Raw genomic sequence first — 14,824 nt, 5'->3', positions numbered from 1 at the left:
GCGCCCGCTCAACGCCGGCGTGGGACGGGGTTCCCCGGTCATTTGCCGTTAGCGGATCACTTGATCCGGTGAACTCACCTTGATTCCGAAAGGACGGAAATGTTTCAGGTTGGCCGTGATGACCGTCAGCTGGTGAACGCTGGCGGTTCCTGCAATCATGGCATCGGACGCGCCGGGATTGTGACCAGCCGCAATCGCCTTGGCTTCCAACTTACCGCCTTCGCGTGCAACGTCCGCGTCTACAGGCAAAATCCTGTCACGATAACCGGCGATCAAACCCTGCAAGAACAGCTCGATTCCGGCCGCTTTGGCCTTCGAGCCCTTAGCTTCCAAAAGCCGCACGCCCTTTTCAATTTCGTGCACGGTAACGGCAGACAGGTAGACCGCGCTAAGCTGATCCCGCTCATCCAGCCAGTCCGCAAATTCCGATGAGGCCGTAGCCTTGGAGGGCGAGAACATCGAAATTGCGTTCGTATCGAGAAGGTAGCCGGTCACAGATCGACCTCACGCGAGGGAGCCGGATTTCGGGCGAAAACATCATCGTCAAGATCGATGTCGGCCGGGAATGATCTCAGGTACTGGACGAGGCTAGGGCGCTCTTTATGAAGCGCCTTCCTTGCCGCTTCTGCGGCTCTTACAGAGACGAGGACGGCAGCAGCGCGGCCGTGCCGCGTGATCGTAACAAACTCACCAGCGGCGGCTTGATCTACGATATTCGAGAAACCAGCTTTGGCGTCCTTCAGGCTGATTGTTGACATTAGAACCTCCTAAGGGTGGTCACATATGACCACCCTAGGCATTGTAGCAGATGAAATCAAGGCAAACGGTGGGGATGGATAGAGAGCCCGGTCGCGTAGCGATCGTGAACCCTCGTCGCTGTCGACTGGTCGCTGGAGGCCTATCCGGCAAGGCCGCGATAGATGGCGGGAAGCGCGGCCGGTAGCCGGGCAATGTTGCCGACCATGGCATAGCCGTTCTGGCCGAACATCGTCGGCACATAGGATCGCGCCTCGCGATCGACCGTGACGGCAAAGGTGCTGATCCCGCTTCGGCGCGCCTCCGCCACGGCTCGCCGGCTGTCTTCCAGCGCGAAGCGTCCCTCGTAGTGGTCGATGTCGTTCGGCTTGCCATCGGTGAGCACCAGAAGCAGTTTCTTGCGGTTCGGCTGCTTGCGGAGCTCAGCCGAAGCATGCCGGATCGCCGCGCCGATGCGGGTGTAATAACCGGGCTTGAGCGCGGCGATCCGCGCCTCGACGAGACCACTCATCGGCTCATCGAAAGCCTTGACGGTTTCCACCCGCACCCAGTCACGCCGCCGCGACGTGAAGGTCAGGATCGAGTGGTTGTCGCCGCAAGCCGCCAGGCCATGTGCCAGGATCGTCAACGCCTCCTTCTCGACATCGAGAACGCGGTGATTGTCCGACCAGGAATCGGTCGACAGGGACACGTCGACGAGGATGGTCACAGCGAGATCGTGCGCCTGCGGCCGGCTCATCAGGTGAATACGGTCGCTTCCCTGGCCGCCGGCCGCAAGGTCAGTGCGCGCACGAACAACAGCGTCGAGATCGAGATCGGCGCCGTCGATCTGCGCGCGCAGGATCTCGTGTCGCGGTCTGAGCACCTCGAACTGACGTCGCACACGACGAATGAGGCTTTGCGTCTCCCAGGTCAGCTCGGCCCGGTCGCCGAGTGCGGAAGCGGGAGAAGCCAATACGCGGCAATGGTCCTTGAGATAGGTGCCTGTACGGTAGTTCCACTCCGGATAAGTATGTTCGGCCGTCAACGGTGTGACGTCGACCGCCTCGGGCGGCAGGTCCAGATCGAACCGGAAGCGTGCGGACGGGCGCCCCTTCCGTTCGCCGAGCGTCATCTCGTCCAGCTCTTCCGCAGCCTTCGCATCGTGGTCGTCGCTGTCGTCGGCGGGCCGGTCGACGTTGACCATCTCCGCCATGGCAAGGATCTTCTCGAAGCGGTTGAGAATGAACGGGCTGCGGTCGCCCTTGCGGTTCCTGCGATTCTCGCGAGTCGCGACATGGCGCTCGGTCTCGGTGAGCGACGGCGCCGCCCCGCCCAACGCCGGGTCATCATCCTCGCGTCGCGTATCCGTCTCGGCGCGCACCAGCGCATCCGGCCAGAGCGGCAGAGGCAGCATCGGCAGATAGCCGGGCGGCGCGCGATGCGGGAAGATGACCGGCAAAGTATTGCCCGGCTCCCCTGCGGCCGTCCGCAAAATGGCGAGAATGCGGTTTTCGACATGCTGCTCCACGGATGGCAGCGCGCCTCTGGTTCGCTCCGCAAGGACGGCTGCCGCGAGCCGGCGGTAACGCGGACTCATGCCCGGAAACATATCCAACACGGCCGTGACGGTTACTTCCGCACGAGTAAGTGCGGCAAGATCGCGGCGGAGCAGATCGGTCTCCGCCAGCGGCTCCAGCGACATCGTCGCCATATAGGCGACCAGCCAGAAATAGAGGTCGCGATTGAGGTCCTTGTCTGGAAAACGATCGATTTCCGCCGGCAGCATCAGCGATGCGTGATCGCGCCCGGGCTGCGTGAGCTTCTCCTCCCCGAGGCCCACGCGCTGGCGCCATTTGAGCCTGTGGGCCGACGTGCGTCCGCGCGCCGGGGCGATCTGCACTGCGCTCTCGCCGCCGTACCCCCGGAACGAGATCGAAAGCACCGGCAGGAGATCCGCAAGCCGAACGGCGTGCTCCGGGTAGCGCCGCCACGTGCGCGTATTGCCGATGAAGCGGTGCCAGGCACGGCCGACCGTTTCTTCCAGTTCGAGGAAATCGAGCATGGCCAGGACCTCAGGCTATCAGGGAGTCGGCCACTTCCAGAAGCGCCGCCCTGACGTCGGGCTCGTCGGTCAGGGGCTCTATCATGGCAGCGCGGACAGCTTCCTTCGCCGGCATCCCGGCGTCGATCAGGCAGGCGCAGTAGACGAGCAGGCGGGTCGAAACGCCCTCTTCGAGATCGTGACCTTTAAGCGCTCTCAGGCGCGCGGCGAGAGCGACGAGCCGTGCCACTTGGCACTCCGCGAGACCGCTTTCCGCCGCGACGACGGCGATTTCCTGCGCCTTCGGCAGGAAGTCGAACTCGATCGCGACGAAGCGCTGCCGCGTGCTGGGCTTCAGGCTCTTGAGAAGGTTCTGGTAGCCGGGATTGTAGGAGACGACCAGCATGAAGCCGGACGGCGCCTCGAGCATCTCGCCGGTGCGCTCCAGCGGCAGCATGCGGCGATCGTCGGTGAGCGGATGGAGGACGACGGCGACGTCCTTGCGCGCCTCGACGATCTCGTCGAGATAGCACACGCCGCCCTCGCGCACTGCGCGCGTCAGCGGCCCGTCGACCCAGACCGTGTCGCCGCCCTTCAGGAGGTAACGGCCGGTGAGATCCGCGGCGGCGAGATCGTCATGACAGGAAACCGTCGAGAGCGGCAGGCCGAGCCTCGCGGCCATATGGCTGACGAAACGCGTCTTGCCGCAGCCGGTCGGGCCTTTCAGCAGGAGCGGCAATTGCCTGACCCAGGCGGTTTCGAACAGCGCGCATTCGTTGCCGAGCGGACTGTAGTGCGGAATGTCGGCGGTCGGGCGAGGTGCGTTCGGCAGAACAAAGTTCATTTTGGTCTCCGTGACAAATAGTCGAAGCAAGAAGGACCGATCCCGACGTGGGCGGGATCGGTCGGGGCGATCATTCGGCGGGCTGGATCGAAGCGGCAAGCCGTTCGCTGCGCTCGCGGCCTGGAACCAGCACGGCCCAGATGAACATCAGCGCCGAGACGAGGACGACTGCACCCGAGCCGAGGCGGATCCAGTAGAACAGCGCCAGCTGGTCCTGCACGTCCATGTAGCTCTCGCCGAGGACGCGCTGCAGGTGGACCTGAAGGACGCCCGCGAAGGTGAGTGCGAAGGTCATCACCGACATGGCGGTACACATGGCCCAGAAGCTGACGATCGAGAGCCACTGATTGTAGGGTTGGCGGCCGCGGATTTCCGGGATCGCATAGGCCATCACGGCCAGGTTCAACATCACATAAGCGCCGAAGAAGGCGAGGTGGCCGTGGGCCGCAGTCACCTGCGTGCCGTGGGTGTAGTAGTTCACCGAGGACAGCGTGTGCAGGAAGCCCCAGACGCCGGCGCCGAAGAAGGCCATGACCGAGCAGCCGATCGCCCAGAGAAGGGCCGCACGGTTCGGGTGCTTGCGCCCGGCCTTCCAGGTCATGACGAAGGTGAAGATCACCATGGTGAAGAACGGTGCGACTTCGAGCGTCGAGAAGAGCGAGCCGATCCACTGCCAATAGCCCGGCGCGCCGATCCAGTAGTAATGGTGACCGGTGCCGAGGATGCCGGAGAAGAGCGCCAGGCCGACGATGACGTAGAGCCACTTCTCGACGACCTCGCGGTCGATGCCGTTAAGCTTGATCATCAGGAAGGCGAGCACCGATGCCATGATCAGCTCCCAGACGCCTTCAACCCACAGGTGGACGACGTACCACCAGTACATCTTGTCGAGTGCCAGGTTCATCGGGTTGTAGAAGGCAAACAGGAAGAAGATCGCCACACCCCAGAGGCCGAAGATCAGGATGTTGGTCACCGTCGTCTTGCGGCCCTTGAGAACGGTGAGCGTGATGTTGTAGAGGAACATCAGCGCCACCACGACGATGCCGACCTTGATCGCGAAGGGCTGCTCGAGAAACTCACGGCCCTCGTGGATATGGAAAAGGTACCCGACCACCGCGACGGCCGCCGCGATCAGGAAGAGCCAGAACTGCGCCGCCGCGATCTTGGTGCTGTAAAGCTCCGTTTCCGCTTCCTCTGGTAGGAGATAATAAGTGGCGCCCATGAAGCCCATCAGCAGCCAGACGATCAGCGCATTGGTGTGCACCATGCGCACGATGTTGAACGGCAGGAGCTCGGAGAGCGTGTTGGGCAGGACGTAGATGGTGCCGGCGAGAACACCGAACAGCACCTGGGCGAGAAACAGGCCGAGTGCGCCATAAAAATAGAGCATCGCGACCTTCTGGGTCTGGTATTTCATGGTTCTTTACTCCAATCGCAACGCTTAGCCAGCCTCGTTCGGTGGCCAGTTCTGGGTCTTGATGCGGCTCGTCCACTCCAGGAAGTCGGCGAGGTCGTTGAGCTCCTGTTCGGTGAGACTGAATTGCGGCATCTGCCGGCGCCCTTCGACGCCGGAGGGTTGCGCCGCCATCCACGCCTTCAGCGTTTCGCGCGCGCCTTCCGGATCCTTGTCGCCACCCCAGCGCTTCCAGACATTGCCGAGCTCGGGCGCGAAATAGGCGCCTTCGCCGAGAAGCGTGTGGCAGTTGATACAGGAGTTCTTTTCCCAGACGTGCTTGCCGCGCCCGACCGAGTCCGTCAGCGTCGTCTCGTCCGTCGAGCTCGTCTTCATGTAATAGTGGCTATGGGCGGTCAGCCCGACAAATATGGCAAAGAAGAAGAAGGACCCGCCATAGAAGACGTTTCGGGCCCCGGTCTTGGTGAGGCGTTCTGCCATCACGTGGTCCTTTCGATTTCAGATGGCCGCGAAAGCGTGGCCGGCTTGATCTGATCCCCTCCCCGTTTGGCGCCGCCTGCAGCGGTGCCGACGAATGTCCGGGGCGCGATCCATGTCTATGGATTTCCCGCGCGCGTTCTTTGCGTTTCGGCAAACAAGGAAAGCGGTTTCAAACGGATGGCATGCCGGTGGCGACGAGCTTCGCCGCTGCGAGCAGCACGAGGACCAGCGGCCAGACGAAAAGCCCACGCCGCACGGCGGCCGAACCGGAGCGCAGGCCCATGAAATCCAGGATGATCAGCCTGGCTTTGATGAGCGCCAGAGTGAGGACGCCGAAAACGACGACAGAGGCGCGGCCTTGAAAGGCGACCGCCGACATGCCCGAAAGCACGATGGCAACGAGCACGATCCAGGTTCGACCGAGTTGGTTTCGAGTGCGGTCCGTCATAGGTCATACCAGATAGATGATCGGGAACATCACGATCCAGATGAGATCGATGACATGCCAGAGGGTTGTTATCAGGGTTACATTGCCGGGCGTCGGACGCCAGGCGACGAGAAGCAGGATCAGGCCACCGAAGGCCACATGCAGCAGATGGAAGCCGGTGATCAGGAAATAGAGCTCGAAGAAGGCGCCGAACCGGGCAATGTCGCCGCTTGCGAGCTCACCGTTATATTCCGTGAGCTTGATGGCAACGAAGACGAAGCCGAGCAGGGCGGCCATGACGAGGGCACGCCGGCGCTCCCCGGGTAGAGCGGATTTGCGCGCGGCGAGCGCCGCCTGCCAGCCGCTCGTCAAAAGTACCAGCGTGTTGATGCCTGCGAGCAGGGGGTTGAGTTCGTTTCGCCCGGCAGCAAATGCCTCGGCCTGCAGGGAGCCGGTGACGAGAAAGGCCGCTAGCAGAATGCCGAAGGCCGCAAGTTCGCTCCAGACCAGAATCCAGAGCAGAAGCTCATCCGCGGGCGCTTCTTCTCCCGCTTCGATATCAGACGTTACCCGTGCATCCATGCCGCATCTCCCTTGATCGGAAACGATCGGCACTTAGGCGAGCCGGCAGAGCGATATCTTTGACATTTCGCAAGGAAGCAGGGCCAAAAACCGGATATCGGCGAGGGCACCCAGAGCGGGATGAGGAAAAGTGTGCGCGGTTTTCCGCCCGCATCCCGCGTCTCAACTTATTAGAATCGATCACGTTTACGATTTTGGGTCGATTCGACCGAAAATCATCGTGATCTAGGAGTTCTTCGATGACAGACGCACAGATCGGCCTTTCGGTCGCTACCCCCATCATCATCGTTTTCGCCCTAGTCCTCCACCGCATGGGCGTGTTGCAGCGTGCCGGCACGGTCTCGGCCGTCCTGTTCTCGATCGCGATTGCCGTGGTGCTCTTTCTCGACCGCTAGCGCATGGCTCGTATCAATCGGGACTTGCGATATGTCAAAGAAGCGAGCCGGCTCGCCGGCTAGACGATTGCGTCAGGATCAATCGATTGGAGTCCGGCTGATGGCTGGAAAAGAGACGATGCAACGAAGCCGCATGCTGGAAAACGGCTATGACGCGCTGTTGGAATTATGTGATCGGCTGGAGGCAATCGCCGACACCTTGCCGAACGCAATCGATGTGACGCGCTACGATGAGATCGCGAACACGCTGGTACCGACGCTTGGCAACCTGCACGAACTGGAGGAGCAAGTCCTCTTTCGGCAACTTCGCTCACAACCGGACGGTCGCAACGTGACGACGTTAATCGAGCGTCTTCGCAAAGAGCACGAACACGATGAGAAAGCTGCGGCGGAAGTCGCCGATGCCCTGCGCGAGCTTCTTCACGGTCGCTGCCGGCTAAGCTGGGACGCGATCGGCTATATGCTGCGTGTCCTCTTCGAGAACCTCCGCCGCCATGTCGCGACGGAGCGTCTACTGCTTGCCGAACGCCGTCGGGGTGCCTGCAATGCGTGAATTTTTTCTGGCCTTCGCGGTCTTTCTCGCGCTGCACATGGTGCCCGCCATGCCGAAACTTCGCGAGCGGCTTATTCAGCGGCTGGGCCGCAAGGGTTATTTTGCCGGCTATTCGCTGCTGTCGATCGTAGCGCTCGTCTGGGTCTTCCACGCGGCGCTGACGCTGGATTTCATACCGCTCTGGGACCCGGCGCCTTGGCAGGCCTGGGTGACCTTCGTGCTCGCACCCCTCGGCATATTTCTTGTTCTTGCGGGCCTCTTCAGCGAGAACCCGCTTTCCGTCTCGATCTTTCAAGGCACCGGACGGACTGGAGCGATCGTCGGCATCACGCGACATCCGGTGCTCTGGGGGTTCCTCATCTGGGCGGCGGGACACGTTGTGCCGAACGGCGATCTTCGTTCGCTCGTACTTTTCGGCGGTTTTGCGCTCTTTGCCGCGGGCGGTTTCCTGATGGTCGAACGGCGCGCGCGCCGGCGCCTGGGCGACAAGTGGCCGAGCGCTGCCGCCGGCACGTCGATCTGGCCCTTCGCCGCCGTCCTCGGCGGCACCACTCGCTTCCGGCTCGATCCTGTGCTGGTGCTGTCGGCCTTCGCCACGGCAGCCATTACGCTCTGGCTGCTTGCCGGCGGCCATCACGCCCTCTTCGGTGCCGATCCTCTGCTGCAAGCCTTTGCCATGATTTGACCTTGCCGCGCGTCGCACATTCCTGACGCGGCTTTATCCCTGCCAGGTTTCGGCGAGCGGCGCGATCGGCAGCGCCAGAAGGTCGATGGCGCGCGCGGCAAGGTGATCGACGATCGCCTCGACGCTTTTCGGCCGGTGATAAAATCCTGGCACCGGCGGCATGACGATCGCCCCCATTTCCGTGACGGCGCACATGTTGCGCAGGTGCCCGAGGTGGAGCGGCGTCTCGCGCGTCATCAACACGAGACGCCGGCGCTCCTTCAGATGCACGTCTGCGGCTCTGACCAGAAGGTTGTCCGCAAGGCCGCTGGCGATCGCCGCCAGCGTGCGCATCGAGCAGGGTGAGACGATCATGCCGGCGGTCGGAAAGGATCCGCTGGCAATCGCCGCGCCGATGTTGTCGTGCTCGTAAACCCGATCGGCCTTTTCGAGCAAGCGCAGTAGCGCGTCCCGTCCGACCTCGTGGCTCAGCGTGCGATGGGCCGCCGGCGACATGACGAGATGCATCTCGACTTCGTCGATCCGCGCAAGTCGCTCGGCGATGCGCAGCGGGATCGCGCCCCCCGAAGCGCCGGTTACGCCGACGACTATCCTCGATCTTGCCGTCATCGGCTCTCTCCCAGACCCAGCTCCGCCCACATCCGATCGACATCGGCTTTCACCTCTGGCGACATGTCGAGCACCCTCCCCCATTCGCGGTCGGTCTCCGCGCCGATCTTGGTGGTCGCATCGAGCCCGAGCTTGCCGCCGAGGCCGGATCGAGGCGAGGCGAAGTCGAGATAGTCGATCGGCGTGTCGGCGACGATGGTGATGTCACGGCTCGCGTCGAAGCGCGTGGAAAGCGCCCAGACGACATCCGGCCAGTTGCGCACATTGATATCCGGGTCGACGACGATGATGAGCTTCACGTAGCTGAACTGCGGCAGCATCGACCAGAGCCCCATCATCAACCGCTTCGCCTGGCCCGGATAACGCTTGTCGATCGCCACGACCATCGCCCGGTAGGAGCAGGCTTCCGGCGGCAGCCACAAGTCGACGATCTCCGGAAACTGCTTCTTCACGAGCGGCACGAACAGCACGTTCATCGCTTCGCCAAGACACGACGGTTCGTCGGGCGGGCGCCCGGTATAGGTGGAGAGATAGATCGGATTTCGGCGCATCGTGATCGCCGAAAGCGTCATGACCGGGAAGCGGTCGACAGAATTGTAATAGCCGGTATGGTCGCCGTAAGGCCCTTCATCCGCCGTCTCGGTCTCAGACACCGTCCCTTCGAGCACGATCTCCGCATTCGCCGGCACCGGCAACGGCACCGTACGACCGGTCGCAACCGGTGTTCGGCGCCGGCGAATGAGCCCTGAAAAATTAAGTTCGCTCAGTCCGTCCGGCAACGGCATCACCGACGCGAGGATAGTGGCCGGATCCGCCCCGATCGCGACCGCGACCGGCATGTCCCGGCCCTGTTTCTGCCAAAGGCGATGATGGCGCGCACCGCCGCGATGGGCGAGCCAGCGGACGATCGCCCGATTTCTGCCCAGAACCTGCATGCGGTAGATGCCGACATTGATGTCGGACGGGTCGTCCGGAGCCATGGTGATCACCAGTGGCCAGGTGATGAGCGGCGCCGGTTCGCCCGGCCAGCACCACTGGATCGGCAGTTTTCCGAGATCGACATCCGGACCGCTCCAGACGATCTCCTGGCATGGCGCCCGGCTACAATGCTTCGGCCGCATCGAGAGCGCGGACCGCAGCAACGGCAGTTTCTCCCAGGCGTCACGCAGCGATCCCGGCGCGCGGGGGTCGCGCAGCTCGGCGAGTTCCGCGGCAAGGAACGGCAATCCGCCCGGCTCCAGGCCGCAGCCGCGCTCGATCCGCGCTTGCGCGCCGAAAAGATTGGCGAGCAGCGGAATCTCGTGCACACGGCCGGAAGCATCGACCGGCTTTTCGAACAACAGCGCCGGTCCGCTTGACGCAAGCACGCGCCGGTGGATCTCGGTGACTTCATGTACGAGCGAAACAGGCTGCGAAATCCGCTTCAGCTCGCCGTCGCGTTCAAGCGACGAAGCAAAATCCTGTAGCGAGGCGAAGTGCTGTGCTGTGCGGAAGGCTTTGTTCATGCCGCCTCTTTGTGCCGGTGATTTCAGCCTGTCTTTGATGTGGGACAAACACAAGAGACAGCCGCCGGCTAACATTAGGCAGATATTCACATTTTGCAGGCCCCACATGACCGTTCCCCCAGCGATGGCCGTTCCGCTCCGGCTCATCCCCCTTCCCGCCATCGAGCGGGCAACAAGGCTCGTCTTCTCCCACGTCATGACGCGGCATCCGGGCCTTTTCGGTCGCCTCGGCGAACACGCGGCCAAGCGATACGGCTTCTTCCCGTCCGACCTGCCGGTCGGCTTCCTGGTCGAGCCTGCCAAGAACCGCATATCCGTGCACCGCAAGCCCGACCTGCCTGCCACAGACGCTGCGGTCACCGGCGGTTTCGTGCTTCTGCTCGGGCTGCTTGAAGGCCGCCTTGATGGAGACGCGGTGTTCTTCTCGCGCGACCTGACGGTGACCGGCGACATGGAGGCGATGCTGGCGCTGCGCAACGCGCTCGACGACTGCAACATCGACCTGCCCTCCGACATCGGCAGCCTTGCGGGCCCCTTTGCGCCGCTGATCCGGCGGGCCGCCGCGGAGATCAGAAGCCGCGTCCTGCCCAGGGAGGCCGGCCAATGGAACTGATCTGCCCGGCCGGAACGCCGGCCGCCTTCCGCGAGGCCGTCGATGCCGGAGCCGACGCCGTCTACTGCGGTTTTCGCGACGAGACCAATGCCCGCAATTTCCCGGGGCTGAACTTTTCCCGCGATGAGTTGAAGGCGGCGATCGCCTATGCCCGCCAGCACGGAACGATGACCTTCGTCGCCATCAACACCTTCATGCGCGCCGGTCGCGAAAAGCTCTGGCACGAGGCCGTGGACGACGCCGTGCGCCTCGGCGCCGACGCCGTCATCCTCGCGGATTTCGGCCTGATGGCCTATACCGCCGAGCGCTATCCCGACCAGCGCCTGCACGTGTCCGTGCAGGCTTCCGCCGCTAATACAGACGCGGTCAATTTCCTGGTCGAGACGTTTCGGGCAAAGCGGGTCGTGCTGCCGCGCATTCTCACCATTCCCGACATCGCGCGCCTTGCAAAACAGATCCGCTGCGAGATCGAGGTTTTCGTCTTCGGCGGGCTCTGTGTGATGGCGGAGGGACGTTGTTCGCTCTCCTCCTATGCCACCGGCAAGTCGCCGAACATGAACGGCGTCTGTTCTCCGGCAAGCCATGTGCGCTATCGCGAGGATGGCCGCGAACTCGTCTCGGAACTCGGCGAGTATACGATCAACCGCTTTCCCGCCGGCGAGGCAGCCGGCTATCCGACGCTCTGCAAGGGACGCTTCAACGTCGCGGACGAGCGCGGCTACGCCTTCGAGGACCCGGTTTCGCTCGACGTGATGGACCACGTCGATCTGTTGCGCGAGGCCGGCGTCAGCGCGCTGAAGATCGAGGGACGCCAGCGCGGCAAGGCTTATGTGGCGGAGGTCGTCTCGGTGATGCGCCGCGCGCTTGCCGCGAATGCCGCCGATCGACCTGCCCTCATCTCACGGCTGAGACTCTTGAGCGAAGGCCAGCGGACGACGTCCGGCGCCTATGAAAAGCGTTGGAGGTAGATCATGACTGGCGCAACGCTTCCAAGCCTTAGCCTCGGCCCCGTCCTCTACTTGTGGGACGGACCCAAATGGCGCGATTTCTATTTCCGCATCGCCGACGAAGCGCCGGTCACGCATGTCGTCATCGGAGAGACCGTCTGCTCGAAACGGCTGCATTTCATCGAGCCGCATGTCGGCGAAGTGGTCGAGCGGCTGGAGCGCGCGGGCAAGAGCGTCAGCCTCGCCTCGCTGGCGCTCGTCACGCTCGAACGCGAAAGCCAGATCGTGCGCGCTCTGGTGCGCGACAGCGCCCACCCGGTCGAAGCCAATGACCTGTCGGCGCTCGGACTGCTGGCCGGCAAGCCGCACTCCGTCGGCCCGTTGATCAACGTCTATAATGGCGCCACAGCGCGGCTGCTCGCTTCGCGCGGTGCGACGAGCATATGCCTGCCGCCCGAACTGCCCATGACATCCGTGCGCGAGATCGTTCGCGATGCGCCCGGCGTGGCCTTCGAGATATTCGCCTTCGGGCGGGTGCCGCTCGCGATCTCCGCCCGCTGTGCGCACGCCCGGTCCAAGGGGCTGGTCAAGGACAATTGTCAGTTCATCTGCGGCGACGACCCGGATGGTCTGGTCGTCGAAACGCTCGACCGGCAGCCCTTTCTTGCCCTGAATGGCGTGCAGACCGTGTCGCACACATGCCAGGCACTGATCCAGGAGCTGCCGGAATTAGCGGCCGCCGGCATTTCGCGGATCCGGCTTTCGCCGCAGGACTGCGACATGGTTGCCGTTGCACGAACCTTTGACGACGCGATCGCCGGCAGGTCCGCACCGGCCGATGCCATCGCCGGTCTTCAAGCCGCCTATCCCGCCGCAAGCCTTGCCAACGGCTTCCATTACGCCCAGCAAGGCGCCGCCTGGATTGCTGGCCACGCATCAACCTAGTGCGGGGCGTGGGCGGTTTTCGCCCGCATCCCGCTGTTAGCCGGAGTCTCGCCATGGTACGTGAAATCGACGTTCTCGCAGGTGGAAGCGCTGATGATGAAAATCTCGTGGCGGTCTTCGGCCAGATCCGCAGGCTGATCGACGGTGCTGCGCTCGAATGCGGCTGCCGCGCTCGTGTCGACGACTTGCTGCTTCGCTTCGAAAGCCTGACGGCGAGGCAGCGTGAAAAGCGCATGCTCGACCAGGTCCGGCGCCGCCGGCGCCGCATCGCCACGATCATGGAACTGCTTCACGAGCTTGACGAGATCGGCTATGGGGATGCCGACCGAAGCGTGTTGGTGGAAGCGCGGCTGCTTTTCGAGGACATTGCCGAAGCCGCGCTGCAAGGTGCGCGGCTCCTCAATGTCGCCGCCTTGCCAAGCTCGAAGGCGGGTGTGCGATGAACACGGTTACCCTTTCGGGAGCGCGTGATCTGGAGACGGTGAATGAACCTTCCGTTGCGTATCCTTTGTTTGTGCCTTGGCTGGCTGATGGTCGGGTTCGCCATCGCCGGCGTGTTCCTGCCGCTATTGCCCACCACACCTTTCCTGCTCCTGGCGGCCGGCCTGTTCGCCCGGGCGTCTCCCCGGCTTGAGCGCTGGCTCGTCGAGCATCCCGTTTTCGGTCCTTCACTGCGCCTCTGGCGGGAAAAGGGTGCGATCGCGGCGAAGGCGAAGTTCACCGCCGTCGCCCTGATCGCCGCAAGCTTCGGTCTCTTCTGTCTTTTCAGCAATCCGGACGCGATGCTTGCGGCCATCGTCGCGGCCGTGATGGCACTCCCCGCCGCCTTCATTCTGACGCGCCCAAGCAATTGAGTGCCGATCCAACGGCTTTAGAAGTTGCTCGCGTGCAGCTCCTTCATCGCCTGCCGCAGTTCGTCGATCGGGGTTGAACTCGTGGTCGTCTCGCCTTCCAGTTCCGGCGGCACCTTCCAGCCTGGATCGATGCCCTGCATGTTCGGCAGCTCGTGCGCGATGCCCTTGTGGCAATCGATGCAGGTCGCCCGGCCGGGAAGCAGATAACGGGTGTGGATCGTCGCCGCCCGTTCCGTCTGCTTCTGGAGGTCCATAGCCACCGACGAATGGCAATTGCGGCATTCGAGACTGTCGTTTGCCTTCAGCCGCGCCCATTCATGCTGGGCGAGTTCCAGCCGATGCTCGAGGAATTTCGGGCGGGTGTTGATCGTCCCGAAGATCTTGCCCCAGACCTCCTTCGATGCCTGCATCTTGCGGGCGATCTTGTCCGTCCAGTCATGCGGAACGTGGCAGTCCGGGCAGGTGGCCCTGACGCCGGAGCGATTGGAGAAATGGATCGTCCGCGTCAGCTCCTGATAGACGTTGTCGCGCATCTCGTGGCAGGAGGTGCAGAAGGCCTCGGTGTTGGTGAGCTCGAGCGCGGTGTTAAAGGCACCCCAGAACATCACGCCGCCGACGAAGCCGCCGAGCGTCAGGAAGCCGAGGCTCAGCGTTCCCGCCGGCGTGCTGACAATGCGCCACGCCCAAAGGACGAGTTTCCTGATCCATGCCATGGCGTCACTCGCTCCCCGCGGGCTTGACGCCCAGCTCGCTCATATCCTTGAAGGTATTGCCGACGAGCGGTTTGACGTTCGCCTGCGGCACGTGGCAGGCGGTGCAGAAGTAGCGCCGTGGCGACACGTCCGCGAGCATCTGGCCTTCACGCGTCATATAATGGGTGACGCTGATCATCGGCGCACCCGACTCCTCGGTAAGCTCGCGCTTGTGGCAGGAGAGGCAGCGGTTGGTGTTGACCGAAAGCTGATAGCCCTCGATCGAGTGCGGGATCACCGGCGGCTGGTCAGGATAATTGCGCTCCTTGCGAACGTCATCGACCACCCATTTCGGTATCGGGGGCGCCCCTGGCTCGGTCATCTCCTGCGGGGGACCGGAGAGTTCCGGCACCCTTTCTTCGGGCGCCATCTGGGCGATCGCCGCGCTGCTGACGAACAGCAGCGCGAGCAGCGCACCAAACATCCATACGGGGCTTCGC

The 14,824-nt window shown here is 63.3% G+C and carries 20 protein-coding genes; 8 read left to right on the top strand and 12 right to left on the bottom strand.

Annotation, left to right across the window (positions count from 1 at the left end; genetic code table 11):
• Window positions 1-48: 48 nt before the first annotated feature.
• The 8 genes from QA637_RS20105 to QA637_RS20070 all read right to left on the bottom strand — a co-directional run bounded on the left by QA637_RS20105 (window position 49) and on the right by QA637_RS20070 (window position 6,526).
• Entirely contained in the window at window positions 49-495 is a 447-nt protein-coding gene (locus QA637_RS20105; RefSeq protein ID WP_184108605.1) for a type II toxin-antitoxin system VapC family toxin, read from the bottom strand.
• The gene (locus QA637_RS20100) at window positions 492-758 is read right to left on the bottom strand and encodes a type II toxin-antitoxin system Phd/YefM family antitoxin (protein ID WP_153439976.1); all 267 of its coding nucleotides are present in this window, start codon (window positions 756-758) and stop codon (window positions 492-494) included. Before QA637_RS20100 ends, QA637_RS20105 begins: the two co-directional genes overlap by 4 nt.
• A gap of 140 nt (window positions 759-898) precedes the next feature.
• Window positions 899-2,800, bottom strand: coding sequence for a nitric oxide reductase activation protein NorD (locus tag QA637_RS20095; RefSeq protein ID WP_283066470.1), 1,902 nt, complete (start codon window positions 2,798-2,800; stop codon window positions 899-901).
• A gap of 10 nt (window positions 2,801-2,810) precedes the next feature.
• Window positions 2,811-3,623, bottom strand: a complete 813-nt coding sequence (locus tag QA637_RS20090; protein ID WP_283066469.1) for a CbbQ/NirQ/NorQ/GpvN family protein — start codon at window positions 3,621-3,623, stop codon at window positions 2,811-2,813.
• A gap of 70 nt (window positions 3,624-3,693) precedes the next feature.
• Window positions 3,694-5,040 carry a nitric-oxide reductase large subunit gene (locus tag QA637_RS20085; RefSeq protein WP_283066467.1) on the bottom strand — a complete coding sequence of 449 codons (1,347 nt, stop codon included), beginning with the start codon at window positions 5,038-5,040 and terminating at the stop codon, window positions 3,694-3,696.
• Window positions 5,041-5,064: 24 nt separating this feature from the next.
• The gene (locus tag QA637_RS20080; protein ID WP_153439980.1) at window positions 5,065-5,517 is read right to left on the bottom strand and encodes a c-type cytochrome; all 453 of its coding nucleotides are present in this window, start codon (window positions 5,515-5,517) and stop codon (window positions 5,065-5,067) included.
• A 169-nt stretch (window positions 5,518-5,686) separates the two neighbouring features.
• Entirely contained in the window at window positions 5,687-5,965 is a 279-nt protein-coding gene (locus QA637_RS20075; RefSeq protein ID WP_283066465.1) for a cytochrome C oxidase subunit IV family protein, read from the bottom strand.
• A 3-nt stretch (window positions 5,966-5,968) separates the two neighbouring features.
• Window positions 5,969-6,526, bottom strand: a complete 558-nt coding sequence (locus tag QA637_RS20070) for a cytochrome c oxidase subunit 3 (protein WP_283066463.1) — start codon at window positions 6,524-6,526, stop codon at window positions 5,969-5,971.
• A gap of 239 nt (window positions 6,527-6,765) precedes the next feature.
• Here QA637_RS20070 and QA637_RS20065 point away from each other — a divergent pair, with 239 nt between their 5' ends.
• The 3 genes from QA637_RS20065 (at window position 6,766) to QA637_RS20055 (ending at window position 8,159) form a co-directional block, all read left to right on the top strand.
• Complete coding sequence (locus QA637_RS20065) at window positions 6,766-6,921, top strand: hypothetical protein (RefSeq protein ID WP_153439984.1); 156 nt, start codon at window positions 6,766-6,768, stop codon at window positions 6,919-6,921.
• Window positions 6,922-7,021: 100 nt separating this feature from the next.
• The gene (locus QA637_RS20060) at window positions 7,022-7,474 is read left to right on the top strand and encodes a hemerythrin domain-containing protein (RefSeq protein WP_283066461.1); all 453 of its coding nucleotides are present in this window, start codon (window positions 7,022-7,024) and stop codon (window positions 7,472-7,474) included.
• A complete protein-coding gene (locus tag QA637_RS20055) occupies window positions 7,467-8,159 on the top strand; it encodes an NnrU family protein (protein WP_153439986.1) in 693 nt (230 codons plus the stop codon). Before QA637_RS20060 ends, QA637_RS20055 begins: the two co-directional genes overlap by 8 nt.
• 33 nt (window positions 8,160-8,192) lie before the next feature.
• Here QA637_RS20055 and QA637_RS20050 read toward each other — a convergent pair whose 3' ends face one another.
• Window positions 8,193-8,768 (bottom strand): UbiX family flavin prenyltransferase, encoded by a 576-nt coding sequence (locus QA637_RS20050; RefSeq protein WP_153439987.1) that lies wholly within the window; start codon window positions 8,766-8,768, stop codon window positions 8,193-8,195.
• Window positions 8,765-10,273: a UbiD family decarboxylase gene (locus QA637_RS20045; protein WP_283066459.1), complete on the bottom strand. Its 1,509-nt coding sequence runs from the start codon at window positions 10,271-10,273 to the stop codon at window positions 8,765-8,767. The genes QA637_RS20050 and QA637_RS20045 overlap by 4 nt, the downstream gene beginning before the upstream one ends.
• Before the next feature lie 106 nt (window positions 10,274-10,379).
• Here QA637_RS20045 and ubiT point away from each other — a divergent pair, with 106 nt between their 5' ends.
• From ubiT to QA637_RS20020, 5 genes are read left to right on the top strand one after another with little or no spacing between them, the layout of a single operon-like run.
• Window positions 10,380-10,886 carry a ubiquinone anaerobic biosynthesis accessory factor UbiT gene (gene ubiT, locus QA637_RS20040; protein WP_153439989.1) on the top strand — a complete coding sequence of 169 codons (507 nt, stop codon included), beginning with the start codon at window positions 10,380-10,382 and terminating at the stop codon, window positions 10,884-10,886.
• Window positions 10,877-11,854, top strand: a complete 978-nt coding sequence (ubiU, locus tag QA637_RS20035; protein ID WP_153439990.1) for a ubiquinone anaerobic biosynthesis protein UbiU — start codon at window positions 10,877-10,879, stop codon at window positions 11,852-11,854. Before ubiT ends, ubiU begins: the two co-directional genes overlap by 10 nt.
• Entirely contained in the window at window positions 11,855-12,778 is a 924-nt protein-coding gene (gene ubiV / locus QA637_RS20030; RefSeq protein ID WP_184108615.1) for a ubiquinone anaerobic biosynthesis protein UbiV, read from the top strand.
• Between the two features lie 53 nt (window positions 12,779-12,831).
• A complete protein-coding gene (locus QA637_RS20025) occupies window positions 12,832-13,221 on the top strand; it encodes a hypothetical protein (protein WP_283066457.1) in 390 nt (129 codons plus the stop codon).
• Window positions 13,222-13,263: 42 nt separating this feature from the next.
• Complete coding sequence (locus tag QA637_RS20020) at window positions 13,264-13,632, top strand: YbaN family protein (RefSeq protein ID WP_153439993.1); 369 nt, start codon at window positions 13,264-13,266, stop codon at window positions 13,630-13,632.
• Between the two features lie 17 nt (window positions 13,633-13,649).
• Here QA637_RS20020 and QA637_RS20015 read toward each other — a convergent pair whose 3' ends face one another.
• Window positions 13,650-14,345 (bottom strand): NapC/NirT family cytochrome c, encoded by a 696-nt coding sequence (locus tag QA637_RS20015; protein WP_153439994.1) that lies wholly within the window; start codon window positions 14,343-14,345, stop codon window positions 13,650-13,652.
• Between the two features lie 4 nt (window positions 14,346-14,349).
• Window positions 14,350-14,808 carry a nitrate reductase cytochrome c-type subunit gene (locus QA637_RS20010; protein WP_380786594.1) on the bottom strand — a complete coding sequence of 153 codons (459 nt, stop codon included), beginning with the start codon at window positions 14,806-14,808 and terminating at the stop codon, window positions 14,350-14,352.
• Window positions 14,809-14,824: the final 16 nt, after the last annotated feature.

Source organism: Sinorhizobium terangae (assembly GCF_029714365.1).
GTDB lineage: Bacteria > Pseudomonadota > Alphaproteobacteria > Rhizobiales > Rhizobiaceae > Sinorhizobium > Sinorhizobium terangae.
Note: the sequence above shows the minus strand (reverse complement) of the source record. Positions and strands in the feature narration are given on the sequence as shown.